Source organism: Streptomyces sp. NPDC006798 (assembly GCF_040635975.1).
Taxonomy (GTDB): Bacteria; Actinomycetota; Actinomycetes; order Streptomycetales; family Streptomycetaceae; genus Streptomyces.
The window spans coordinates 44,398-68,643 of record NZ_JBEYIS010000043.1 but is presented as its reverse complement, the minus strand read 5'-3'; the positions used below and the strand labels follow the sequence as shown (position 1 = coordinate 68,643).

Sequence of the window (24,246 nt, the reverse complement as noted above, 5' to 3'; positions counted from 1 at the left end):
CCCACCGTCACCCCCCCCCCGGGGGGCTTTGGGGCCCCCGGGCGCCGTGCCCGCCCCGGGGGGCCCCGGCCCCCCGGGGCCCGTCCGCCGTCCGGCGGCGGATTCGGGTGGATCGGTCGCCGGTCCGGGCCGGCGGGGGCCGGACGGGGCGACGGCCGGCCCGATGAGCCGTACGGGCGATGGGGGCGATGGGGGAGGTACGGGCGGTACCGCCGTCGCGCGGGCGACGACCGGCACCCCGGGCGCCTCGCGCCCCGCCGGGATCACCGGAACCGCCCGACCCGCCGGACGGCGGGGCGTCGCCGACGCGATCCACGCCTACCACCGCGACCGCGTCACCGCCGCCGTCTGCGACATCGTCAAGGCCGCCGACGCGCTCGACCGCTACCGGCTGCCGAAGACCCGCTGGTGGCCCGACGGGCGGCGGACCAGAGTGCCCGCCTTCGACGCCTTCCGGCCGCTCGCCTTCGAACTCGTCGTCGTCTCCGAGCGGGCCCGTCTCGCCGGAGCCGACGGCACGGCCGCCGTCCTGTACGCGCTGGCGGAGAAGGACATCGCCTGACCATGGAACTCTTCGACGCGTACCGGCCCTGGGCCGACGCCCATGTGTTCTTCGACGCCGCCGGGGTCCCGTTCACCGGGCCCGCCGCCGACGACCATCTGTCCCGGCAGACCGCCGCCTGGGAACGGCGGCTCGCCGAGTCGCCCAACGGGCATCTGCTCCGGCACAACGCCCTCTTCGACGCCCTCAGCGGCGGCGGCCGGATCCATCTGCTCCATGTCACCCACGCCCTGGAGCGGATCAGCCGCCAGGGGGTGCTCTACCCCTCCGGCGGCTGTCTCGTCGGCAGTGTCTACTGCGCGCCGCTCACGGCCGCCGACCGCGGCTTCCGGATGCACAACCTGGCCGAGTACATCCTCACCAAGGAGGCGCCCGCCTTTCTCGCCCGGCTCGGGGTCACCGACCGCGTACCGACCCCGCTGGTCTTCGAGATCGACGTACCGCCGCACGCCTACCGGGGCCTGGCGGGCGTCGACTACCTCCGGCTCGGCCTGATCCATCTGGGGATCTACCGGCATCTGGAGTATCTGCTCGGTGCCGACGAACGGCACCGGCTGCGGGACGCCGTGGTCGCCCGGGTCCGCGACTCGGCCGTCTTCCTGGCCACCTCCGCCGCCGTCGCCCACCGGGGGTCGCGCCACCGGGGGACGCGGATCGCCGCCGGACCGTATCTGCGGCTCCTCGCGGAGGCCGTACCCCGGCTGCCGATCCTCGGCTATCTCTACTTCGAGGCGATCTCGGAGTACCTGATGCTCCACTCGACCTCACCCCGGACCCGGCGCCTCGCCGACGTCGGCGAACTGAACAACTGGCTTTATAAAGAGGTCCTGTTCGCGTCCTACCCCGACATGGCGGGCAAGTTCGATCTCGCCGCCTTCCATCCGAGGCCCGAACGGCTGCCCGGACTCCTCCGCCGGGTCGACCCCGGCGTCGACCCGGCGCACGCCGCCGACTACCTCGTGGACCGGATCAGCCATCTCGTCGCGGCCCGGCTGATCGCCCCCGGCGGCGTACCCAGCGCCTGGCACCACACCCGCTGGGAGTTCGACGCCCTCGCGCCCCGGTTCGGGCCGCTGCTGGGGCATCTGATCCACCGCGAACTGCGCACCTTCGGCCGCTATCCCGACTTCTACTTCTACTTCGACCAGTACAAGGCGCTCCAGGCGTGGAACTACTGGAACCACATGGGCATCGTCGCGCCCTTCAACGGCACCATGCCCAAGGGCGAGGTCGGCATCAACCCGGCCTACCCCCACCTCGGCTACCGCGTCTGGCGCGCCGAACGCGACGACACCGGCCATGTGCACCCCGTAGAGGAGCTGCCGCTGACGATCGCGCCCAGGCTCGTGGACATCAAGTACACGCTGATGCGCAACAACCAGTGGGCCGCGCCCACACCCAGCGCCGCCGCCTGAGCCCGCGATCCGCGCCCCGATCGCGTACGGCCCCGTTCGTACGGCCCGACAACCCTGACCCCCTCGACGGGAGAGGAGAACCGTCATGTGCGCGTCCGACCAGCCGCCCGAAACCCACACCCGTACCGCCACCGAGACCGAGAGGGATCCCGCCGCCGCGGCCGACCGGCTCGGCGAGCGGATCGCCGAGGTGCTGTCCGACCCGGTCACCACCCACGGCCTGGCCCGCGCCCTGCGTACCGCCGCCAGGGAGCTGGAGGTCCACCGCCACCATCTCGCCGGACGCGGCTCCCGGCCCGGCGGCCGGATCGAGCAGCGGCCCGACCGGGTCCAGATCGGCGGCGGCGCCCATCGCGTCGACGGCTTCTTCCACATCGACGCCCGGCCGCCCGCCGATCTGCTCTGGGACGTCCGCGAGGGCCTGCCCCTCCACGACGGTTCCGTGGAGCTGCTCTTCTCGGAGCACTTCCTGGAGCACATCGACTATCCCCGGTCCGCCAAGCGGTACGCGGCGGAGGCCCACCGCGTCCTGCGGCCCGGCGGCCGGATCGTCACCGGCGTCCCGGACGCGGCCTTCGCCCTCGGCCGCTACTACGGGCCGCTGGACCCGGTCGGCGAGACGATCGAGCGGTGGTACGCGCGGCGCGACTGCCGGCCGCATATCAACACCCGGCTCGACCTGGTGAACCTGGTCTTCCGGGACCAGGACGACGACCCCCGCTACACCCCGCACCTGTGGGCGTACGACCACGAGAAGCTCGTCCAGCTCTTCACCGAGGCCGGGTTCGCCACCGTCGAGCCATGGGCCTTCGACGCGACGATCGCCAATCCGAAACGGAGGTGGGGGAGTGTGTACGTGACCGCGACGAGGTAGCCCGCGCGGCCCCTCCGGGCCCGTACCGCCGCCGTCGCACAGCCCGCGCGGCGGCGGTACGGGGCCGGGCCCGGCTTCGGGTCCCGCCGCTCCCGCTAATCCAGCGGCTCCACCTCGACGAACCGGAGTCCGCGTTCCCCCCGGTACAGCAGCGCGTCCCAGCCGCCCGCCGCCTCCAGGGCCGAGACACAGGCCCGGAGCCGGGTGCCCGCCTCGTTCCGGGCGCCGCTCCCCGGCGGGCCAAGCCATTCCACCCGGGCCGTACCGGGGCGCGGCCCGGCGGAGACCCGGTAGCCCGTCGCGGCGCGCTCGCCCGACGGGCCGACGGCCGACGGGGGCAGGCCCGCCGCCTCCAGGGTCAGGGCCACCGCCCGGACCGGTTGATTCCGCTCCCAGGCCGCCGGTACGGCACCGCCGAGGCGGCGGATCTGGAGCAGGCCCGCATAGGCCGTCCGTACCTCCGCCGCACGTGTCACCTCGGTATTCGCACCGGAGCCGGCCGGTCCGTCACCGGTCTCCGGCTCGAAGACGTCCGCCATCGTTCCCCCTCATCCGCTCACCTCGTACTCACGCGGGGCTGGCCTATCGTGTCCGGAACCCCCGGCGAAGGAGAAGCCACTGATGTCCGGTCCCGGCAGCACCCCGGTCACCCGCAGCACCCTGCGGCAGCAGATCGCGGACGCGTTGCGCGACGAGGTGCTCGCCGGACGTCTCCAGCCCGGCCAGGAATTCACGGTCAAGCAGATCGCCGACCAGTACGGGGTGTCGGCGACACCCGTCCGGGAGGCACTGGTCGACCTGTCCGCGCAGGGGCTGCTGGAATCCGACCACCACCGGGGCTTCCGGGTCCACCAGTTCACCGTCGCCGACTTCCGGGACATGGTGGAGACCCGGTCGCTGGTGATCGACGGGATCATCCAGCACGCCACCCGGGAGGGCCGTACGACGGTCAACGCGGCCTCCGTCGCCCCGGTCCGCCGCCGGGCCGAGGAGGCGGACCGGGCCGCCCGCGGCGGCGACCTCGACATTCTGATCGGCTACGACCTGCGGTTCTGGCGAGAGCTGGGGACGATAGTCTCCAATCGCTATATCTCGGACTTCCTCCATCAGCTTCGGGTACAGATCTGGGTCTTCGCCATGCCCCACCTACGCATCGAGCCGGACGTCCGGCGCTGGCTCTTCAGCGGTTACGAAGACCTGGTCAACGCCCTGGTCGTCGGAGAGCTGGAGGTCGCGCGCGGGGTTCTGAACAGCTACCACCAGCTGTCCCTGTCCTGGGCCGACCGGCTCGACGAACGGTTCACGTCATGACCAATCCCCCCGTCCCGGACACCGAGCCGGGCTCATCCCTGCCACCCCGGGCGGCCGCTGCCTCGGCCACTCCGGTGACCGCCACTCCGGTGACGACGGCCCCGGACACGGCTACGGCTACGGCTCCGGGCGCGCCCGATACGGCCGAGGCCCCGGCGCCGGTCCCGACCCCGGCCCCCGCCGGAGACGCCGCCGACGGAGACGGCCCGGCCGGCCTCGCCGGAGGCGACCCCGCCGCGGCCGGTGATCCCGCCGCGACCGGCGGCCCCGTTCGCCGGGGCACCGGCGGGGACGTGGACCTCAGCATCGTCGTACCCGCGTACAACGAGTCCGGCCGGCTGCTGCCCACCCTGCGCGCCATCCGCGACCACCTCGACAGCGACAGCGGCACCGACCCCGGCCGCCGGGGCTCGTGGGAGCTGATCGTCGTCGACGACGGCTCCACCGACGACACGGCCGACATCGCCCGCGCCGCCGCCGGCGACGATCCCCGGATCCATCTCGTCACCGCCCCCGTCAACCGGGGCAAGGGCCACGCCCTGCGGCTCGGCGTCCTCGCCTCGTACGGCCGCCGGGTCCTCGTCACCGATGCCGACCTGGCCACCCCCATCGAGGAGCTGGACCAGCTCGACCGGCTGCTGGACGAGGGGAACGCCGACGCCGTCATCGGCTCCCGCGCCCTGCCCGACTCCCGGATCGACGTCCACCAGTGGCGCGGCCGGGAGTGGCTGGGCCGGGCGGGCAATCTGCTGATACGGCTCATCGCCGTCCCCGGTCTCCGCGACACCCAGTGCGGCTTCAAGCTCTTCGACGGCGACCGGGCCCGGGCCGCCTTCGCCGCGTCCCGGCTCGACGGCTGGGCCATCGACGTGGAGATCCTGCGCCACTTCCGCCGCAACGGCTGGCCCGTGCTGGAGGCACCGGTCCGCTGGTCGCACCGGACCGGCTCCAAGGTCCGGCCGCTCGACTACGGACGCGTACTCGGCGAACTGGTCCGGCTGCGGACCGCCGCCGTCACCCGGGCCGACCTCGCCGTCGTGGCCCTGTTCTGCCTGGCGTCCCTCTTCCTCTACCAGAACCTCTGGTTCGACCTCGACCGCGGCTATCTCACCGACGCCGGGCAGGACCAGAACCAGTGGGAATGGTTCTTCGCGGTCACCGCCGACAATGTGACCCACCTCCGGAACCCCCTCTTCACCCACGCCCAGAACGCCCCCGACGGCGTCAACCTGATGGCGAATACGGTGATGCTGGGGCTCTCCGTCCCCCTGACCCCCGTCACCCTGCTCCTGGGCCCCACCGTCACCTGGGCCCTCGTCCTCACCTTCGGCCTCGCCGCCACCGCCGCCGCCTGGTACTGGCTGATCGTCCGCCGGGTCACCCCCGGCCGCCGGGCCCCCGCCGCCCTCGGCGCCGCCGTCGCCGCCTTCGCGCCGCCGATGATCTCCCACGGCAACGCCCACCCCAACTTCCTCGTCCTCTTCGTCCTGCCGCTGATCGTCGACCGCACGCTCCGGCTCTGCGCGGGCCGCGACGTGGTCCGCGACGGAGTGGTGCTCGGCCTGCTGGCCACGTACCAGATCTTCATCGGCGAGGAGCCGCTGCTGCTCGCCGCGATGGGCCTGCTGCTCTTCGCCCTCGCCTACGCGCTGCTCGACCGCGAGGCCGCCCGCCGCTCCTGGCGGCCCCTGCTGCGCGGTACCGGGATCGGGCTCGCGGTCTGTCTGCCGCTCGTCGCCGGACCGCTGGCCTGGCAGTTCTTCGGACCCCAGAGCTATTCGGGGGTCATGCACAGCCCGGAGACGTACAACAGTCCGCGCGCCTTCCTCGAATTCGCCGGCCGGTCCCTCTTCGGGACCGACGAACGGGCCGATCCGCTGGCGATGAACCGGACCGAGCAGAACGCCTTCTACGGCTGGCCGCTGCTGCTGCTCGCCGGGGCGATCGTGGTCCGGCTCTGGCAGCGCACCCTGATCGCGGCGCTGGCGCTGACCGCCGGGGCCGCCGCGCTGCTCTCCCTCGGGACGAAGATCCCGGTCCCGTTCACCTCGATCACCCTGCCGGGGCCCTGGACGCCGCTGGGGGAGGCGCCGCTGCTGGAGGCCGTGATCGAGTCCCGGATCGCGATGATCTGCGCACCCGTACTCGGCATGATCCTCGCGGTGGCGACGGTGGCGGCGACTGCCGCGCTCACGGGGACGGCACCCGGGGCCGCTTCCGGATCCGGAGTCGGGACCGGGACCGTGGTCGGGACGGATGCGCGGAGGTCCCGGTTCCGGGAGCCGGCCGTCTCCGCGCTCGGCGCCGCCGTCCTCGCCGCCGCCCTCGTCCCGATCCTGCCGACCCCCTATCAGGTACGGGAACGGGAAGAGGTGCCCGCCTTCATCGCCGACGGCGCGTACCGCCGCTACCTCGCCCCCGGCGAATCCCTGGTGACCGTGCCGCTGCCGAGCACCGGCGACGCGGACGCCCTCTACTGGCAGTCCTCCCACGGCTTCGACTTCCCCCTCGCCGGGGGCTACTTCGTAGGCCCCTGGGGACCCGACGACCTCGGGATCTACGGCGCCGTGCCCCGGCACACCTCCCAGCTCCTCGACCGGGTCGCCGACAGCGGCCAGATCCCGGAGATCGGCCCGCTCCAGCGCGAGCAGGCCCGGGCGGACCTCGCGGAGTGGTCGGCGGGTGCGGTGATCCTGCCGCCGCAGTACAACGAGGACGCGCTGCAACAGACCCTGGAGGCCCTGCTGGGGCGGCCCGGGACCTGGACCGGCGGGGTGCTCGTCTGGGACGTGGGGGCGCCGGGCCCGTCCCGGTGATCCCGGTTCCCGGCGACCCTCTTCGCGGCGGGCCCGGCGGAGCTTAGGCTGGTGCGGCGCGCGCCGCACCAGCTCCGCCGTTCCTGCCGTTCCTGCTGTCCCGCCGTCCGAGCGATTCCTCCGTGGAGAGCGAGCCCTTCCTTGGCCTGTGACCTGTGGCTGGTCCCCCTCGTCGACGTCCTCTGTCACAGCCCCGACAACCCCTTCGCCGAAGAGCTGGCCGTCTACGACCAGGCGCTGACGGCCGCCGGACTCCCCACCGTCCCGGTCTTCGCCTATATGCCGGGACTCTCCGGCGACGTCGCCCCGGTCGCCGCGTTCGACTACGACGCCCTGCACTTCCTGCGCCGCGCCTACCTCCTCCAGCTCTGCGGCCTCGCGGTCACCCCGGTCGACGAACTCGGCGGCGACTACGAGCAACTGCTGGAAATGTTCGAGCCGACGGCCCAGCGGTCCCATCTGGTCTGGCACTACGACCACGCGGGCGCCTACGTCCCCGTCGACTTCGCCGCCCCCCTCTCCAACGACGAACTCCTGGAGGGCGGCGGACCGCTGGGCTCGACCCAGGGGCTGCTGCGGGAGCTGGAGTACGTCGCTCCGGCGATCGGGATACACCCGGCGAACCCGCCCGCCCCGCCCAGGGCGCCGGAGCGCGGCACGGCCCCGGAGGAATCCGCGGCCCCGGTGGCGTACGACGACGGTCCCTTCGCCCGTGAGCGCCATGTCTGGCTGGGGCTCCACGCGGCGGCCACCCGGAGCCTCGCCCAGGGGTCGATGATCGTCTTCAGCTGAGCCGTCCGCTACTGGGCCGGGCAGGGCATGCCGTGGCAGACGCCGAAGTTCCGGCCCGAGGGGTGGGATGTCTTCCAGCAGGTCGCGAACATCCCCGAACAGTGGCGCTGGCCCGGCCCGGACGCGGACGCGGATGCGGGTGCCGGTCCGGGGCGCGGCGGCCCCGGTGGCATACCGCCCCCGTCCCTGTCAGCGGGGCGGCTCCGGCGGGCGCTGGCGCGGCATATTGGGGCGGGTGCCCGGGGGGAGCGTCGTCCGCCCGGCCGGGGTGCCCGGCTCCGGGCCGCGCGTCGGGGCGCCGCCGGGCAGCGGCAGGGCGCCCGCCTGGAGCACCAGCGCGTCCAGACCGCCGTGGAAGGACCGCATCCAGTCCGCCGTCTCGGCCCTGACCAGCTCCTGTACGTCCTCCGAGAACCGGCGCAGTACGGCGAGACAGCGCTCCGCCGCCTCGCCCGCCGTGCCCTCGGTTGGGCCCAGCACCTCCCGGACGCTCTCCGAAGCCCAATCGAATTGCAGCGTCTGCAATCGCCGTTGCACCGCCTGCGCCGTCGCCATATTGCGCATCCAGCCCGCGGTCACCCCGAAATAGCGGTCGCAGGCATAGCAGGCCGCGCCCAGCAGCAGGGCGAGATAGCCCCAGCCCGCCGCGCCGCCCAGCAGTCCGGTGAGGTCGAGCAGGGGGAGCGCGGCCCCGGCGATCGTGCCCAGGGCCGTACCGAGCCGGAGCAGTCGTCCCGTACGGCGCTTCCAGACCCGGTCCGCCAGATACCAGTCCACCGTGCGCAGAGCGGCCGTCTCCACCCAGCGGTACAGCTCGTCGAGGCGTTCGGCGGGCTCGCCCCAGTCGCCCAGCGGGAACGGCCTGCCGGTCAGATCACCGCGCGGCACCTCGCCCCGCTCGTCCCGGGCCGGGCCCCCGGGCTGCATCTCCGGCTGGCTCACCGGGACACTCCTCTACGACGATATTGCTGGGTTTCTGGGGACTCTGGGCTGCTGGGCTGCTGGGCTGCTGTGGGTCTGTGGTTCTGCGGGTCTGGGCGCTGTGGCTCTTCCGGTATCGCTGATACCGAACGGGAACAGCCGTCGGGACGGGAACAACAGCCCCTTCTTACCGCCGAATGGGGGGCCGTGTGGTGGAAATCCCAGTATTTCCGTCCGCGGAACGGCCTTGATCGGGTAGTGGCCCCGCAGCTTAGCCCCTCGGACCAGGGGCCGCCCGGCCGGTGCGACGGTCCCTTCCGCCGGTACGGACGCCCCTTCCGCCGGTGCGGCGGTCCTTTCCCCGACCACGTAGGCTCGATCGCGTACCGCGAGATCGTGGTGTCCCGAGATGCCTGGAGTGACCGTGTTCCCCGGTGGTGGCCAGCCCAATATGCAGCAGCTCCTTCAGCAGGCCCAGAAGATGCAGCAGGACCTCGCCCGGGCGCAGGAGGAGCTGGCGGAGACCGAGGTCGACGGCCAGGCGGGCGGCGGACTGGTGAAGGCGACCGTGAACGGCTCCGGCGAGCTGCGGGCCCTGGTGATCGCCCCCGAGGCGGTCGACCCCGAGGACACCGAGACCCTCGCCGATCTGGTCGTCGCCGCCGTCCAGGCCGCGAACGAGAACGCGCAGGCGCTCGCGCAGCAGAAGCTCGGCCCGCTCACCCAGGGCCTCGGCGGAATGCCGGGTCTGCCCTTCTGACGGGCCGCCGGGCGGGGCCCGCCCGGCATCACGCGCCGCGAAGGGCGTGGTGACGGCCCTTCTGAACAGGGCGGCCCAGCCACTACGGTGGGACGGCGGCAACGCGAGAGGCCGCCGGGAGGTCCGCGGTCCATGGCAGGAAAGGCAGTCCGTTGTACGAAGGCGTGGTTCAGGATCTGATCGACGAACTGGGCAGGCTGCCCGGCGTCGGTCCCAAGAGCGCGCAGCGGATCGCCTTTCACATCCTCCAGGCCGAGCCTGCGGACGTCCGCAGGCTGGCCCACGCCCTGCTGGAAGTGAAGGACAAGGTCCGCTTCTGCGCGGTCTGCGGCAATGTCGCCCAGCAGGAGCGGTGCAACATCTGCCGCGATCCGCGCCGCGACCCCGCCGTGATCTGTGTGGTGGAGGAGTCGAAGGACGTCGTGGCGATCGAGCGGACCCGGGAGTTCCGGGGCCGCTACCACGTACTCGGCGGGGCGATCAGCCCCATCGAAGGGGTCGGCCCGGACGATCTGCGGATCCGTGAGCTGCTGGCCCGGCTCGCGGACGGCGCGGTCACCGAGCTGATCCTGGCCACGGACCCCAATCTGGAGGGCGAGGCCACGGCCACCTATCTGGCCAGGATGATCAAACCGATGGGTTTGAAGGTCACCCGGCTGGCCAGTGGTCTCCCTGTGGGGGGAGACTTGGAATACGCCGACGAGGTCACGCTGGGACGTGCCTTCGAGGGGAGACGACTTCTCGATGTCTGACGCCATGCTGCACGCCGTGAACCAGGATCCGGCCGATTTCGCGGTCCAGATCGCGGACTCGGTCGAGTCCTTCATCGTCGCCGTGACCGAGGTCGCCAAGGGCGACGAACCGGACAGCGCCGTACCGTTTCTGCTGTTGGAGGTCTCCCAGCTGCTGCTCACCGGCGGACGGCTGGGAGCGCATGAGGACATCCTCCCGGACGAGCGGTACGAGCCGGATACCGGCCCGGAGCCCGATGCGGACGACCTGCGGGAACGGCTGGCCCTGATGCTGGACCCGGTCGACGTCTTCTCCGAGGTCTTCGACCCGTACGAGCCCCGTAAGGCGCCGGTCGCGTTCCGTATCTCGGACAACGTCGCGGACATCGTCACCGATCTGCGGCACGGGCTCGCCCACTACCGGGCCGGCCGGACCACCGAGGCGCTCTGGTGGTGGCAGTTCTCCTACTTCTCCAACTGGGGGCCGACCGCCTCGGCGACCCTGCGGGCGCTCCAGTCCCTGGTGGCGCATGTGCGGCTGGACCAGCCGCTGGCCGAGCTGGACGGTCTGGACACCGACGAGGACCTGGCCGAGGACGCGCTCGCCGAGGAGGCGGGGCGGGTGATGGCGGCGGAGATCGCGGCCCCGCTGGGGCTGCGCAGCCCCTGAGGCTCTGCGGGCGGCGCGGTCGCGGGCCCCGGTTGTCCCGGGGTTCTCCGGGCTCCGTCGCGGGCCCGGGGGCTCGGCATCGGCCCGGGGCCGGATCGGCCGGCGCGTCACCCCGGGCGTACGGCGCCCGACCCGCTGTGACCCGGCCCACATGGTGCGTACCGCCGCGGACTCCGGGGCAGTAGGTCAGCCGGGCGGCACTGTTCACCAGTCGAGCCGGGCGTATCAGCATGTGATCTGTCCGGAATCGGCCGGAAGTCGCTCGTTAGACTGAGCCGACCGCAGCATCACCGGCCTGCGGCGGAAAAGACCGAGCAAGGAGCGCCACGTGGGCCTTGTCGTGCAGAAGTACGGGGGTTCCTCCGTTGCCGATGCCGAAGGCATCAAGCGCGTCGCCAAGCGGATCGTGGATGCCAAGAAGAACGGCCATCAGGTGGTCGTCGTGGTGTCCGCGATGGGCGACACAACGGATGAGCTGATCGACCTCGCGGAGCAGGTCTCCCCGATCCCCGCGGGTCGTGAGTTCGACATGCTCCTGACCGCGGGGGAGCGGATCTCCATGGCCCTGCTGGCCATGGCGATCAAAAACCTGGGCCACGAGGCCCAGTCCTTCACCGGCAGCCAGGCGGGCGTCATCACCGACTCGGTCCACAACAAGGCGCGCATCATCGATGTGACGCCGGGCCGGATCCGTACCGCACTCGACGAGGGCAATATCGCCATCGTCGCCGGGTTCCAGGGCGTGTCCCAGGACAAGAAGGACATCACGACTCTCGGCCGGGGCGGCTCCGACACCACCGCCGTCGCCCTCGCCGCGGCGCTGGACGCCGAGGTCTGCGAGATCTACACGGATGTGGACGGCGTCTTCACCGCCGACCCCCGGGTGGTGCCCAAGGCCCGGAAGATCGACTGGATCTCCTTCGAGGACATGCTGGAGCTGGCCTCCTCCGGCTCCAAGGTGCTGCTCCACCGCTGTGTCGAGTACGCCCGCCGCTACAACATTCCGATCCATGTCCGCTCGTCCTTCTCCGGACTGCGCGGTACCTGGGTGAGCAACGAACCGCAGGGAGACCAGCAGATGGAGCACGCCATCATCTCCGGAGTCGCCCATGACGTCTCCGAAGCCAAGGTCACGGTCGTCGGGGTGCCCGACAAGCCGGGTGAGGCGGCGGCCATCTTCCGGGCGATCGCGGATGCCGACATCAATCTGGACATGATCGTCCAGAATGTCTCCGCCGCCACCACCGCCCTCACCGACATCTCCTTCACGCTGCCCAAGACGGACGGCGCCCGGGCGATCGAGGAGCTGGAGAAGGCCAAGGGCCGGATCGGCTTCGAATCCCTTCGCTACGACGACCAGATCGGCAAGATCTCCCTGGTCGGCGCCGGGATGAAGACCAACCCCGGCGTCACCGCCTCCTTCTTCGAGGCGCTGACGGACGCGGGCGTCAATATCGAGCTGATCTCGACCTCCGAGATCCGTATCTCGGTGGTCACCCGGGCCGATGACGTCAACGAGGCGGTGCGCGCCGTCCACACCCGGTTCGGACTGGACAGCGACTCCGACGAGGCCGTCGTCTACGGAGGCACCGGCCGATGACCCGTAAGCCGACGCTCGCGGTCGTCGGGGCGACCGGGGCCGTCGGCGCGGTGACGCTGGAGATACTCTCCCGCAACGAAGACGTATGGGGCGATGTCCGGCTCGTCGCCTCCCCGCGCACGGCAGGCCGCAAGCTGGCCGTACGCGGGGAGGAGTGCGAGGTCGTCGCGCTCGCCGAAGAGGCTCTGACCGGCGTCGACGTAGCCCTCTTCCTGGTCCCTCCGGCGGTCTCCGCGCAGTGGGCGCCGGTCGCCGCCGCCAAGGGCGCGGTCGTCGTGGACGCCTCGGCCGCCTTCCGGCTCGACCCGGACGTCCCCCTGGTCGTACCCGAGATCAACCCCCACGCCGTACGGCTCCGGCCGCGCGGCATCGTCGCCGGGCCGCACGACACCACCCTCACGGCGCTGCCCGCGATCGGCGCGCTGCATGCCGAGTTCGGGCTGCGGGAGCTGGTGATCGCCTCCTACCAGGCCGTCAGCGGCGCGGGCCGGGACGCGGTCGCCACCCTCAGGGCCCAGCTCGCCCTGGTCGCCGGGACGGAGCTCGGGCAGGCCCCCGGGGACGTCCGGCGGGCCGTCGAGGACACCACCGGTACCGGGACCCACGGGGGCGCCGGGCTCTCCGACGGTGTCTCCGGTGTCTCCGGTGTCCCCGCGGCCGCCGGGTTCGGGCCCTTCCCCGCGCCCGTCGCCCTCAATGTCGTGCCCTGGACCGGCGAACCCGCCGACGACGGCTGGTCGTCCGAGGAACTGGGACTCCGGGCCGAACTGCGCAAGGTGCTCGATCTGCCGGGGCTGCCGGTCTCCGCGACCTGCGTCCGGGTCCCCGTACTGACCGCGCACTCCCTCGCCGTCCACGCCCGCTTCGAGTCCGAGGTGACCGTCGCCAGGGCCCACGAGATCCTCGCGACCTCGCCCGGAGTGGTCCTCTTCGACGACCCGGCGGCCGGGGACTTCCCCACCCCCGCCGATGTGGTGGGCACCGACCCGACCTGGGTGGGCCGGGTCCGGCGGTCGCCCGACGACCCGTGCGCGCTGGAGCTGTTCATCTGCGGCGACAACCTCCGCAAGGGCGCGGCCCTGAACACCGCCCAGATCGCCGAGTCGGTCGCCCAGTCGCTCATGGAGTCATGGAGCCGGACCGATTCATGATCGGTTCCTGCTCCTTCCCGACTGTTCCGCGACCTTTCCTCGGCCCTCCTCGACCCCTCTTCGGCCCTTCCTGTCCTTTTCGGGCCGTTCGGCCTGTCTAAATGACACCTCGCCTTTGTAGGATCTGTGAACGCCCCGTGAGCACGTCAAACGGTCCGTACGGCCGCTGACGCCGTCATCCGCCGGACACGGCTCGGACCGGGCGCCAGGACGAACGGCCGTCATCCGCTCCCGAGGGCCCGAGGGTGCAACCAGCGGCCGTGCCGGGAGCGTCTCTGCGGTCATCGCCGGTCGGGGCCGTGACAGCCGCGACAAAGGGGCATTGGGGAAGAGCGAGTACGCATGGCTGCAGAGAATCCACGGTCGAAAGCGGTGGCGTGCGCGTACAACCCTGACGGGGGGAAGCGTGTCCAACAGACGTGGCAGAGGTACTCGACATCGCAGGGGTGGCGACACCCGGCGTTCCCGTACGCCCCTTCCGCAGGCCGCTGCGCCTGCCGGGGGGCATGCCGGTGATCGCGCCCGTACCGTCCTCACCCTCGACGCCCCCCCGATCCCGGGCCGCCGCTCCGGCGCTGGCCCCGGCCATCCCCCCGCAGCGTGACGGCGCCGAACCGGCGACCCCGGCCGCGACGGGGAACGGCAGGGGGCCGGGGTCCGGCACGGGCCCGAACGGGTCGGCGACCATGACGGCGACGGTGCCCGCGGTGGCGCTCGGGACGACCGTCGACCACCTCACCGAGACCTACCGCGCCCACTACCGCTCCCTGCTGGGACTGGCCGCGCTGCTCCTCGACGACACCGCCTCCTGCGAGGACGTCGTCCAGGAGGCGTTCATCCGGGTGCACTCCGCGCGCAAGCGCGTCAGGGACCCCGAGAAGACCCTCGCCTATCTGCGGCAGACCGTGGTCAACCTCTCCCGCTCGGCGCTGCGCCGCCGGATCCTCGGGCTCAAGCTGCTCTCCAAGCCGATGCCGGACATGGCGAGCGCGGAGGAGGGGGCGTACGAGCAGCTCGAACGGGACGACCTGATCAAGGCCATGCGGGGACTCCAGCGCCGTCAGCGCGAGGTGCTCGTACTCCGCTACTTCGCGGATATGACCGAGGCCCAGGTCGCCCAGACGCTGGGGATATCCCTCGGCTCGGTGAAGGCGTACGGCTCCCGGGGCATAGCGGCGCTCCGGATCGCCATGGAGGCGACGAAATGAGCGGCGCGCGCGACGACGGCATACGAACTGACCGGTACGGGCCGGACGGACCCCTCGACGACCGGACTGGAAACGGAATTGTGAACAACGGGCCGGAACACGAACACGACCAGGGCGACCCGGTCCCTCCGACCGCCCAGGACACCCCCGACGCGGAGACCCCGGCCGCGGACCCGGCCGCGACGGACCCGGCTGACCCGGCTGACCCGGCTGATTCGACTGAGCCGGCTGATTCGACTGAGCCGGCGGACCCTGCCGATGCGTCGGATTCTGCCGCCCCGGTCGACCCGGCCGACCAGACCGTTCCGGTCGCCACCGTCGGTACGCCGGACACCGCACCGGACGCCACGCCGGACACCGCACCGGACGCCACGCCGGACACCGCACCGGTGGTCCCCGTCTTCGCGGCCGGACCCGAGCTGGACCTCGGCCGGCTGCTCCACGGCGCGGTCGACGACCTCCGGCCCGCCGACAACGCCCTGGACCGGCTGCGGACGGCCGTACCGGCGCGCCGCGCCCGGAAGCGCCAACTGCTGATCGGCGCGGTCGCCGCCGTGGTCCTCACGGGGACCGCCGTACCGGCGCTGCTGCATGTGGCCGACGCCAAGAGCGACAACCGGACCAACACCGCGAACGCCGGCCACGAACGGCCCACCGGCGGCAACGAGGGCGGCAGCCCGGGCACCACGGGCGACCGCGAGGGCCCCGCCCGGCCCCAGCCGACCCCGAGCAAGGGCAAGGAGACCGCGCCCGGTCAGCGGCCCGGCGGCCCCAAGGGCGAGCCCGGCGGCCAGACCCGTGCCCCGGGCCCCCAGAACCCCGGCAACAGCGACGGCGGCAGCGTTTCCGTGCCCCCGCCCATCTGCGGCCAAGGCCAGCTTCGCACCGTCTCGGAGAGCGCGGACGCGCCCGACGCGAGCGGTACGGTCTACGGCTCCTTCCGGATCGCCAACCGCTCCGACACCTCATGTGTGGTCACGGACAACGGCGATGTGGACATTCACGGGAGCGGCGCCGCGGATATGTCCAAGCTCCAGGTGGTCGAGCACGTCGCCGGTGACGCGGCCCCCGGGCTGCCCGACCCGTCGACGGAGCTGGCCTCGGTCCTGCTGGAGCCCGGGGAGGCGTACGAGGTGAAGTTCGCCTTCGTCCCCGGTGAGTCCTGTTCCACCGGCAATCCGTCTCCCGACCCCACGGCCACCGAGGGCACCACCGGCGGCGGCGCCGAGAACCCGGGCGGCGCGCCCCCGGCCGGGGGCGAGAGCCAACCGGGCACCGGCAACCCCACACCCGACTGGGCCATGATCCACGTCCAGCACATCTCCCAGGCCGGTGCGGTGGCCGCGACCGGTATCGACGACGTCTGCGCCGGTACGGTCTACCGCACGGGCCTCCTGAGCGGCTGACCCGCCGCACCCGCGACGACCATGACGGCCCGGCTCCCGGGCCGACCGGTACCCGAGAGGCGCGAGAGTACGAGCCGTGGACGACACGATCCGGGCCCTCTGCGGCCATCTCCGGATCCGCGCGGACCGGCGGGAGACCGTGGGTTTCACCCTCCGCGACGGCCGGGACTTCCTCGGCCGGATCCTGGAACTCGACACGGACGGCACCGAGTACCGGCCCGAGGACTGGGAAGAGGACGATCCGCCACCCGGTGACACGCCCCCGCCCCGCGCCCTGCTCGGCTGGCAGTACTCACCCATCGCCGCCCAGGCTGTGGGCGACCCCGACTGGTCCCCCGCAGACGAGTGGATCACCCTGACGGATATCGTCCCCGGCACCTTCGCCCACTACGACCGCGAAGCCTCGCCCCGCTGGACGCCCTACCCGTCGCCCTGACCGGCCCCGCGGACCGCCGTACCGGCTCCGGGAACGCCCGGCCTCAGCCCGACGCCCGCCCGGCCCCGGCCTCAGCCCCGGCGCTGACCTCGGCGGCACCGGTCTCCCGACCCGCGTCCGGCTCCGCGTCGGGGCCCGCGTCCGTGTCCGGGCCCTTGTCGGGGTCCGGGACCGCGCCCGTTTCCCCGCCCGGCCCGGGACCGGAACCGGTCTCCGGCATCAGCCCCAGGGCCGCGTCCTTCTGCAGTTCCACCTCCCGCCGGAAGAACCGGAACCACATGAAGAGGATGAACGCCACCCCGGCGTACCACTCGCCCGAGTACCCCAGGTTCTGGAACGCCTTCAGATCCAGCCCGGTGCCCTCCGGCAGCGTCGCCGGAACCGCCTTCAGCCCCGCGTCCGCCCGGCTGAGGGTGATGTAGGCGTCGTACACATCGTCCGGGACGAGATTGACCAGCGCCGCCGCACTGATCATCGCCAGCTGCCCCTCGGGCAGCCCGCCCGCCGTGTGCACCCCGTCCTTGCCGACGGTCTCCGACGCCTGGAGGGCGCCCGCGACCGCGACCCGGCCCGTCGGCGCGGCGGGCGCCTCGGCACCCTCCGGAAGCCAGCCCCGGATCACCGGAAGCACCCGGCCCCCGTCGGTCTTCAGCAGGGTGAGGACATACGACCCGGTCAGGTCGTCCAGCTTCCGCCCCGGGACGAGGAACTGCTCGCCGTAACGCCCCTCGGCGGTCGCCGTCCGGCCGGACGTCTCCTTGTCCACCGGCAGCAGCCGGTCCAGCGGCGTCGGCTTCAGCTCCTCCGCCGTGGGCGCCCGCTCCGCCTCCTTCTGGGCCTCGGCGCGGTCCTCGAACCGGCCGAGCTGCCAGGTCCCCATGAAGATGCACAGCGGGATCGCCAGCACGGCGAAGAGATTGATGCCCAGCCACCGGGGCGTCAGCAGGAACCTGTACACCCCTCCACGGTACGGAACGCGTCCGGGCTATTCGGCCGCACCCCCCTCTCCGGCCGCGCCGCCAGCGCCGGCCGAGCCGTGACCAGGCTTCGGCAGATGCGCCTCGGCGAAGGCGATCTCCATCGCCACCTGCTTGATCCGCTCCTCCACGACCAGGGACCCATGGCCCGCGTCATAGCGGTAGACCTCGTGGACCGCGCCCCGGGCCGCCAGCCGGTCCACATAGTTCTCCACTTGGCGGATGGGGCAGCGGGGGTCGTTCACCCCGGCCGAGATGTAGACCGGCGCCCGGACCGCGTCCACATATGTCAGCGGCGACGACGCCTCGAACCGCTCCGGCACCTCCTCCGGCGTCCCGCCCAGCAGCGTCCGGTCCATCGCCTTCAGCGCCTCTATCTCGTCGTGGTACGCCGTCACATAGTCGGCGACGGGCACCGCGGCCAGACCGAGTGCCCACGCATCGGGCTGGGTGCCGAGACCGAGGAGGGTGAGATAGCCGCCCCACGAGCCGCCCGCCAGGATCAGCCGCTCCGGGTCGGCCAGCCCGGACTCCACCGCCCACTCGCGGACCGCCGCGATGTCCTCCAGCTCGATCAGCCCCACCCGGTGCTTCAGCGCGTCCGTCCACGCCCGGCCGTAGCCCGTCGAGCCCCGGTAGTTGACCCGGACCACCGCATAGCCCTGGTCGACCCAGGCCGCCGGACCCGCCGCGAAGGCGTCGCTGTCGTGCCACGTCGGGCCGCCGTGGATCTCGAAGACCGTCGGCAGCGGACCACTCGCCCCGGCGGGCCGCTGCACCAGGGCGTGGACCGTACCGCCCGGCCCCTCCACCCAGGCGTCCTCCACCGGCACCGACTCCGGCGCCTTCGGCCCGGGCGGATCCAGCACCACCCCGCCCGACGTCGACCGCACCTGCGGCGGCAGCGCCGCCGACGACCACAGATACTCCACCTCGCCACCGGGCCGCGCCGTCGCCCCGGAGACCGACCCCGCCGGGGAGTCGATCCGAGTCGGCTCCCCGGTTGCCAGATCGTACCGCCACAGCTCGCCCCGGGCCTTGAAACTGTGGGCGATCAGCAGTCCCGAACCGTCGGGGAACCACTCGGCGGCCACATCGCCCGGCAGATCGATCGCCAGCGGGATCTCCGCACCGGAGGCCACGTCCCAGATCATCGGCTCCCAGCGGCCCCGGCGCTGATGCCCCACGAGCAGCCGGGTGTCCCCGTCCACCGGGGCGAACCCGAGGACCTCCAGACCCAGCTCCTCCGTGCCGCCCCGGGTGTCGTCCAGCTCGGCGACCGTACTCCCGTCGAGCCGGACCACCCGCAGCGCCGAGTGCATCGCGTCGCCGTGCTCGGTGTGCTCGACGGCGATCAGCGTGCCGTCGTGCGAGAGATCACCGACCCCCGCCGACTCCCGGTGCCGGTAGATCTCCACCGGCCCCGCGACCGGCTCCCCGGCCCCGCCCTCACCGACGGCACCCGCTGTATCCGCGGCGTCCCGCCCCGGCGGCCGTACGACATGGATCGTCGAACCGTCCTCGTCGGTGGACCGCCCGACCACCGCGACCCCGTTCGCACCGATCGCCAGACCCGCCGAATAGGAAGGAGCCAGCCCCGGCACCGCGGGCTCGTCGGGCCCGCCGCCGAAGGGCTGCCGCAGCCATATCCCGAACTCGTCCCCGTCCGTGTCCGAGAACCACCAGATCCACTCGCCGTCCGGGGAGAGCGTCCCGCTCGTCGTGCCGTTCGGCCGGTCGGTGACCTGCCGCTGCTCACCGGTGGCCCGGTCCCAGGCGTACAGCTCGTAGGTCCCCGTCGCGTTCGAGACGAACAACGAGCGGTCGGGGGCGTCCCTGGCCCAGTCGGGAAGGGAGACACGAGGCGCCCGGAAGCGCTGCTCCCAGGCCGGGGCCTGCGGCTGATTCGGCTGCGTGGTCTCAGTCATGACCCCATTCTGCGCCGGGACGCCGACAAACCGTTCGCGCCGTCCTCAGCCTGTGGATAACGTCGGGCCATGTCAGCATCCACGATCCCCGACGACTGGCGCGACGCCAACCGATCCAACTGGGACGAGCGGGTCCCCATCCATGTGGCCAGTGACTTCTACGACGTCGACGCCTTTCGCGCGGGTGAGGACCGGCTGCGCGACTTCGAGCTGACGGAGGTCGGCGACGTCACCGGCCGCAGTCTGCTCCATCTCCAGTGCCACTTCGGTCTCGACACCCTGAGCTGGGCCCGGCGCGGCGCCTCGCGCGTCGTCGGCCTCGACTTCTCCGCGCCCGCCGTCACCGCCGCGGGCGCCATCGCCGAGGAGATCGGCCTCGGCCCCGAGCGGGCCGCGTTCGTGACCTCCGATGTGTACGACGCGCCCCACACCGTGCCCCCGGGCCCGTACGACATCGTCTACACCGGCCTCGGCGCCCTCAGCTGGCTGCCGGACATCGACCGCTGGGCCGAGGTCGCGGCGTCCTTCGTGGCACCCGGCGGCTTCCTCTATCTCGCCGAGTTCCACCCGATCACCGACGTCCTCGACGACGAGACGGGGACCCGGGTGGTCCATGACTACTTCAGCCGCGAGCCGTGGGAGGAGGACGAGCCGGGCACGTACACCGACCCGGCCGCCACCACCGCCCACAACCGCACGGTGGAATGGCAGCACCCGATCGGGCGGGTCGTCTCGGCGATCTGCGCGACCGGACTGCGGCTGGAGTTCCTGCACGAGCACGACATGACGCTCTGGGACCGGTTCGCGTCCCTGGAAGTACGGGACGGCTACCGCCGTTTCCCCGCCGGACAGCCCCGGATCCCCCTGATGTACTCCCTCAAGGCGACCCGCCCGGCCTGACCGGTGCCCGGCTCCCGGGCGGCCCGGAACCACGGCCGCCCGGGAGCTCGGCCCGGAGATCCGGCAGCCCGGGACCGGCACACATCGCCGGGCTCCGGCCCGGGCCCGGGTCAGCGTTCCCGCGCCGTACGGCTCCCCGGCTCCGAGGGCAGCCGTACCACCGCGACCCCGCCGTCCAGATCCACGGTGGAACGATTCGGCGGCGCCCCGTCCTCGTCGTCGTCCTTCATCAGCAGGGAGCTGTGCCGCTCCCTCAGCTCCGTCGCCTTCCCCGGCGAGAAGGACGCGTGCAACTGCTCGAAGCCGGTCGCGGAGACCCGCCCGGTCCGCCGGCCGCGCCCGGTGGCCCGCAGGGCGTAGTCCACGAAGGCGATCACGGTCAGCAGGATCACCAGCCCCGGCAGCGTCATGAAGACGATGAACTGCACGGCTCAGCCCCCGGCGCGTATCGCGGCCCGGCCGAGGTCCCGCGACCCCGCCCCGAGCAGGGCCACCGCCGCCGCGTACCCCGGCCCCGCGGGCAGATCCGACAGGGCGCAGGGGAGCCCCGGCCCCATCGCGTCCGGCCGGGGGAGAGGCCCGGCGCCGACATGGATACCGGCCACGCCCTCACCCAGCCCGGCACCCGTCGCCTTGAGGACGGACTCCTTACGGGTCCAGCAGCGGGCGAAGGCCAGCGGGCGGTCCCCGGGCGCCAGCGCGTTCAGCTCCGTCCGTTCACGGGGGTGCAGCTGGCCGCTCACCTCGGCGACCGTGCTCGCGTTCGGCACGGCCTCGACGTCCACCCCCACCGGTGCCTCGGCCAGCGCGATCAGCACCCGGCCGTCGGCCGTCCGGCTGGTGTGCGAGAGGGAGAAGTGGATCCGGTCGCCCGGCACGGCCGGACGGCCGTGCGGCCCGCCGCACTGCCCGCAGGGGCGGCGCTCCATCGTCACCGCCGCGGGGTCGATACCCAGCCGCGCCCCCAGCAGCCGACGGAGCGTCACATGCGCCACCGCGTAGGCGTGCCGGTCCACGGGCCGGAGAAAGGCGTCCAGCCGGGACGACTCCTCGGCGTCGAGCAGATGGCGGTGGGCGAGCGCCTCCTCGGCCAGTTCGGCCACCCGGCCGTACCAGACCAGGTCGATGCCCGGGGGTGGTGCGAGATGCTCGGCGGTCGTGGCCACAGCTGCCTCGTCCTCTCCGGTTTCCGGCTTTCCGGCGAACCGGTTCATCGGGGTGATGGTGCGTACGACGGGGCAACCAGTGGATCACCGCCCCCGGAGCCGGGCAAGGGCCCGCCACGTCGAAGTGGCGGACCCTTGTCCTCTGTTGCTCGCGGATCCCCTGTATCGAGGATCCCCGGTTCTCGCCGAACCCGACCGGGTCAGATGTTGACGCCGAAGTCCTGGGCGATGCCGCGCAGCCCGGAGGCGTACCCCTGGCCCACGGCCCGGAACTTCCACTCCGCGCCGTGGCGGTACAGCTCGCCGAAGACCATCGCGGTCTCCGTCGAGGCGTCCTCACTCAGGTCGTAGCGGGCCAGCTCGGCGCCGCCGGCCTGGTTGATCACGCGGATGAACGCGTTGCGCACCTGGCCGAAGGACTGGCCGCGGCTCTCGCCCTCGTGAATGGAGACCGGGAAGACGATCTTCTCGACCTGGGCCGGGACGGTATCCAGGTTGACCTTGATCTGCTCGTCGTCGCCCTCGCCCTCACCCGTGAGGTTGTCGCCCGTGTGCTCCACGGCGCCCTCGGGGCTCTTGAGGTTGTTGAAGAAGACGAAGTGCTGGTCCGAGACGACCTTGCCGTTGCCGTCGACCAGCAGCGCGCTCGCGTCGAGGTCGAAGTCCGTCCCGGTGGTCGTCCGGACGTCCCAGCCGAGGCCCACGACGACCGCGGACAGGCCAGGGGCCTCCTTGGTCAGCGAGACATTGCCGCCCTTGGAAAGGCTGACACCCATGGAAATCCCTGCGCAATCCGGCGCGGGCCGCGCCTTCCTTGACGTTTCCTTTGCCCAATGTGTCCAACGAGCCGACCCCGGCCCCGGTTCCCGGCTCCGGCAAAGTCCGTGAACTTTTGTCCCGTACGCCGTACTCCCTGGCTTATAGGCCACCCGAACGGCCCCACCGGGACCGGACCACCGGACCGCCCGGGCGTCTCCGGACCACTCGCGCGCCTCCGGATCAGCCGGCCGCCGGTTCCGCCCCGGTCCCGTTCCCGGTCTGCTTTTCCGGCTGCCTCCCGGTCTTCCCGGTCTGCGTTTCGGTCTTTCCGGCCGAGGCGCCGATGCCCTCCAGCACCTGGGCCGCGACGAAGCCGATCACCGAGCAGACCGCCACCAGCGGCATCTGATTCGCCGCGTCGGGACCGAGCAGCAGGGCGGCCAGTACGGCACTGGTCACCGGCAGCCGGGTGACCACGGCCGTCGCGGTCACCACCCCGAGCGCGAGACCCGCTGTCACCCCCAGCCCCGGCAGCCCCGAACAGGCCACCCCCATCGCCGCGCCCAGCAGCACCGCCGGGAAGATCGGCCCGCCGCGCAGCCCGCCGAGCGCGATCCCCCAGGCCAGCCCCTTGCAGAGGACGAGCGCCAGCAGCGCCGCGACCGGCCAGGCCCCCGGGTCGGCCGCCAGCACCCCCAGCGTGGCCTGCCCCGAGAGCGCCGCCTCCGCCGGGGAACGGCCGGTGATCAGGGCGTACGCGGAAATCAGCACCCCCACCGCGACGGCGCAGACCACCGTGCGCGGCCCGGTCCTCGTCCGGGTCCACACGGCGGTGACCGAACCCAGCCGGTGGGCGTGGAACACGATCACGGCGATCACCACGGCGACCGGTACGCCCCAGAGGAAGTCACCCGCGTCCGGGGTGGCGTCCGGCGGTACGGAAGGCAGCGACAGGGCGCCCGTGGACAGCCCGGTCCACTGCCCGAAACCGGTGAAGACCAGCGCGCCGACCCCGCTCGCCAGCAGACAGGGCAGCAGCAGGACGAAGAGCTGGGTGCCCGCGAGCCCCGCCGCCTCGACGATCATCACGACCGCGACCAGCGGCCCGCCGAAGATGGTGGAGATCGCGGTCGTCGAACCGCTCATGGCCAGGACGAGACCCGCCTTGGGATGGGCGGCGCTCCGGACCGCCCGCAGGGCGAGCAGCGCCAGCCCGCTGCCCAGCGCCATCAGGGGCGCCTCCGGGCCGAGTACCACCCCCAGCGGCAGGGTCGCCAGCGCCGCGAGCACCACCCCGGGCAGCGCCTCGGGCCCGAGCGGCGGCCCGCCGAGACCGTCCACCGGCCGGTGGCCGCCACCGCCCGGGAAGCGGGTGACGACCGGCGCCAGGATCAGCCCGGCCAGCAGCAACGCGGGCAGCGGCCACCACCACGGGGGCTCCGAGTAGCCGACGGCCTGCGGGAGTTCGGTCCAGACGGCGTGCTGGAGTTCGTGCTGGAGGGTGACGAAGAGGAACGAGAGGAAGGCGATCGGTGCGCCGATGACCGCCGAGAACAGCAGCAGGACGAGATAGCCGCGGCTGCGCAGGACGTTCCCCAGCGGGACATCACTCGCCGTACCGGGCCCGCTGGGCGCCGCCGCCCCCGGTGCCCGCGCCGATTCGTCCCCGCCCGCTGTGGCACCCGTCCCGGCACTCGGCCCGGACCCGTCGCGCGGCCCGTCTCGCGGCCCGGGATCCGCGCCGTCGCGGCCCGACCCGGAGCCCGGTCCGGAACCGGAGCCCCGTCCGGAACCGGGGCCGCCGCTTCCGCCGGGCGGCGCCGTTCCGTCGTCCGTACGCATGCCTCCACTCAAAGCCCCCGC

Annotated in this window: 22 protein-coding genes and 1 pseudogene; 15 read left to right on the top strand and 8 right to left on the bottom strand. The window is 72.7% G+C overall.

Annotation, left to right across the window (positions count from 1 at the left end; translation table 11 throughout):
* Positions 1–346 precede the first annotated feature (346 nt).
* From ABZ714_RS25825 to ABZ714_RS25815, 3 genes and pseudogenes are all read left to right on the top strand, one after another.
* Positions 347–562, top strand: a pseudogene (locus ABZ714_RS25825) (hypothetical protein); the annotation flags it as partial.
* Positions 563–564: 2 nt separating this feature from the next.
* The gene (locus tag ABZ714_RS25820) at positions 565–1,977 is read left to right on the top strand and encodes a hypothetical protein (RefSeq protein WP_358827706.1); all 1,413 of its coding nucleotides are present in this window, start codon (positions 565–567) and stop codon (positions 1,975–1,977) included.
* 85 nt (positions 1,978–2,062) lie between these two features.
* Entirely contained in the window at positions 2,063–2,851 is a 789-nt protein-coding gene (locus ABZ714_RS25815) for a methyltransferase domain-containing protein (protein ID WP_358827705.1), read from the top strand.
* Positions 2,852–2,946: 95 nt separating this feature from the next.
* On the opposite strand, the gene ABZ714_RS25810 is transcribed toward ABZ714_RS25815, so the two are convergent.
* A complete protein-coding gene (locus ABZ714_RS25810) occupies positions 2,947–3,390 on the bottom strand; it encodes a hypothetical protein (RefSeq protein WP_358827704.1) in 444 nt (147 codons plus the stop codon).
* An 82-nt stretch (positions 3,391–3,472) separates the two neighbouring features.
* Here ABZ714_RS25810 and ABZ714_RS25805 point away from each other — a divergent pair, with 82 nt between their 5' ends.
* The 3 genes from ABZ714_RS25805 to ABZ714_RS25795 all read left to right on the top strand — a co-directional run bounded on the left by ABZ714_RS25805 (position 3,473) and on the right by ABZ714_RS25795 (position 7,770).
* Entirely contained in the window at positions 3,473–4,162 is a 690-nt protein-coding gene (locus tag ABZ714_RS25805; RefSeq protein ID WP_358827703.1) for a GntR family transcriptional regulator, read from the top strand.
* The gene (locus ABZ714_RS25800; protein WP_358827702.1) at positions 4,159–6,978 is read left to right on the top strand and encodes a dolichyl-phosphate beta-glucosyltransferase; all 2,820 of its coding nucleotides are present in this window, start codon (positions 4,159–4,161) and stop codon (positions 6,976–6,978) included. Before ABZ714_RS25805 ends, ABZ714_RS25800 begins: the two co-directional genes overlap by 4 nt.
* A gap of 141 nt (positions 6,979–7,119) precedes the next feature.
* The gene (locus ABZ714_RS25795) at positions 7,120–7,770 is read left to right on the top strand and encodes a hypothetical protein (RefSeq protein WP_358827701.1); all 651 of its coding nucleotides are present in this window, start codon (positions 7,120–7,122) and stop codon (positions 7,768–7,770) included.
* A gap of 189 nt (positions 7,771–7,959) precedes the next feature.
* Here the strand turns inward: ABZ714_RS25795 and ABZ714_RS25790 are convergent, their stop codons facing one another.
* A complete protein-coding gene (locus tag ABZ714_RS25790) occupies positions 7,960–8,712 on the bottom strand; it encodes an SLATT domain-containing protein (RefSeq protein ID WP_358827700.1) in 753 nt (250 codons plus the stop codon).
* A 403-nt stretch (positions 8,713–9,115) separates the two neighbouring features.
* Here ABZ714_RS25790 and ABZ714_RS25785 point away from each other — a divergent pair, with 403 nt between their 5' ends.
* The 8 genes from ABZ714_RS25785 (at position 9,116) to ABZ714_RS25750 (ending at position 16,653) form a co-directional block, all read left to right on the top strand.
* Positions 9,116–9,451 carry a YbaB/EbfC family nucleoid-associated protein gene (locus tag ABZ714_RS25785; protein WP_358827712.1) on the top strand — a complete coding sequence of 112 codons (336 nt, stop codon included), beginning with the start codon at positions 9,116–9,118 and terminating at the stop codon, positions 9,449–9,451.
* Positions 9,452–9,603: 152 nt separating this feature from the next.
* Entirely contained in the window at positions 9,604–10,203 is a 600-nt protein-coding gene (gene recR, locus ABZ714_RS25780; RefSeq protein ID WP_358827699.1) for a recombination mediator RecR, read from the top strand.
* Positions 10,196–10,852 carry a DUF5063 domain-containing protein gene (locus ABZ714_RS25775; RefSeq protein WP_358827698.1) on the top strand — a complete coding sequence of 219 codons (657 nt, stop codon included), beginning with the start codon at positions 10,196–10,198 and terminating at the stop codon, positions 10,850–10,852. The genes recR and ABZ714_RS25775 overlap by 8 nt, the downstream gene beginning before the upstream one ends.
* Positions 10,853–11,180: 328 nt before the next feature.
* Positions 11,181–12,452 carry an aspartate kinase gene (locus ABZ714_RS25770; protein WP_358827697.1) on the top strand — a complete coding sequence of 424 codons (1,272 nt, stop codon included), beginning with the start codon at positions 11,181–11,183 and terminating at the stop codon, positions 12,450–12,452.
* Entirely contained in the window at positions 12,449–13,603 is a 1,155-nt protein-coding gene (locus tag ABZ714_RS25765; RefSeq protein WP_358827696.1) for an aspartate-semialdehyde dehydrogenase, read from the top strand. The genes ABZ714_RS25770 and ABZ714_RS25765 overlap by 4 nt, the downstream gene beginning before the upstream one ends.
* A 506-nt stretch (positions 13,604–14,109) precedes the next feature.
* The gene (locus ABZ714_RS25760) at positions 14,110–14,811 is read left to right on the top strand and encodes a SigE family RNA polymerase sigma factor (RefSeq protein ID WP_358827711.1); all 702 of its coding nucleotides are present in this window, start codon (positions 14,110–14,112) and stop codon (positions 14,809–14,811) included.
* The gene (locus ABZ714_RS25755; protein WP_358827695.1) at positions 14,808–16,217 is read left to right on the top strand and encodes a hypothetical protein; all 1,410 of its coding nucleotides are present in this window, start codon (positions 14,808–14,810) and stop codon (positions 16,215–16,217) included. The genes ABZ714_RS25760 and ABZ714_RS25755 overlap by 4 nt, the downstream gene beginning before the upstream one ends.
* Positions 16,218–16,293: 76 nt before the next feature.
* Positions 16,294–16,653, top strand: coding sequence for a hypothetical protein (locus ABZ714_RS25750; RefSeq protein WP_358827694.1), 360 nt, complete (start codon positions 16,294–16,296; stop codon positions 16,651–16,653).
* 43 nt (positions 16,654–16,696) lie between these two features.
* On the opposite strand, the gene ABZ714_RS25745 is transcribed toward ABZ714_RS25750, so the two are convergent.
* The gene (locus tag ABZ714_RS25745) at positions 16,697–17,611 is read right to left on the bottom strand and encodes an SURF1 family protein (protein ID WP_358827693.1); all 915 of its coding nucleotides are present in this window, start codon (positions 17,609–17,611) and stop codon (positions 16,697–16,699) included.
* Between the two features lie 27 nt (positions 17,612–17,638).
* Entirely contained in the window at positions 17,639–19,558 is a 1,920-nt protein-coding gene (locus ABZ714_RS25740; protein ID WP_358827692.1) for a prolyl oligopeptidase family serine peptidase, read from the bottom strand.
* 69 nt (positions 19,559–19,627) lie between these two features.
* On the opposite strand from ABZ714_RS25740, the gene ABZ714_RS25735 reads away from it, so the two are divergent.
* Positions 19,628–20,458: a class I SAM-dependent methyltransferase gene (locus ABZ714_RS25735; protein WP_358827691.1), complete on the top strand. Its 831-nt coding sequence runs from the start codon at positions 19,628–19,630 to the stop codon at positions 20,456–20,458.
* A gap of 110 nt (positions 20,459–20,568) precedes the next feature.
* Here the strand turns inward: ABZ714_RS25735 and ABZ714_RS25730 are convergent, their stop codons facing one another.
* The 4 genes from ABZ714_RS25730 to ABZ714_RS25715 all read right to left on the bottom strand — a co-directional run bounded on the left by ABZ714_RS25730 (position 20,569) and on the right by ABZ714_RS25715 (position 24,225).
* Positions 20,569–20,886: a DUF6191 domain-containing protein gene (locus ABZ714_RS25730; RefSeq protein WP_358827690.1), complete on the bottom strand. Its 318-nt coding sequence runs from the start codon at positions 20,884–20,886 to the stop codon at positions 20,569–20,571.
* A gap of 3 nt (positions 20,887–20,889) precedes the next feature.
* Positions 20,890–21,672 carry a 4'-phosphopantetheinyl transferase superfamily protein gene (locus ABZ714_RS25725; RefSeq protein ID WP_358827689.1) on the bottom strand — a complete coding sequence of 261 codons (783 nt, stop codon included), beginning with the start codon at positions 21,670–21,672 and terminating at the stop codon, positions 20,890–20,892.
* A gap of 152 nt (positions 21,673–21,824) precedes the next feature.
* Positions 21,825–22,400, bottom strand: coding sequence for a TerD family protein (locus ABZ714_RS25720; protein ID WP_358827688.1), 576 nt, complete (start codon positions 22,398–22,400; stop codon positions 21,825–21,827).
* A 223-nt stretch (positions 22,401–22,623) separates the two neighbouring features.
* Positions 22,624–24,225, bottom strand: coding sequence for a chloride channel protein (locus tag ABZ714_RS25715; protein ID WP_358827687.1), 1,602 nt, complete (start codon positions 24,223–24,225; stop codon positions 22,624–22,626).
* Positions 24,226–24,246: the final 21 nt, after the last annotated feature.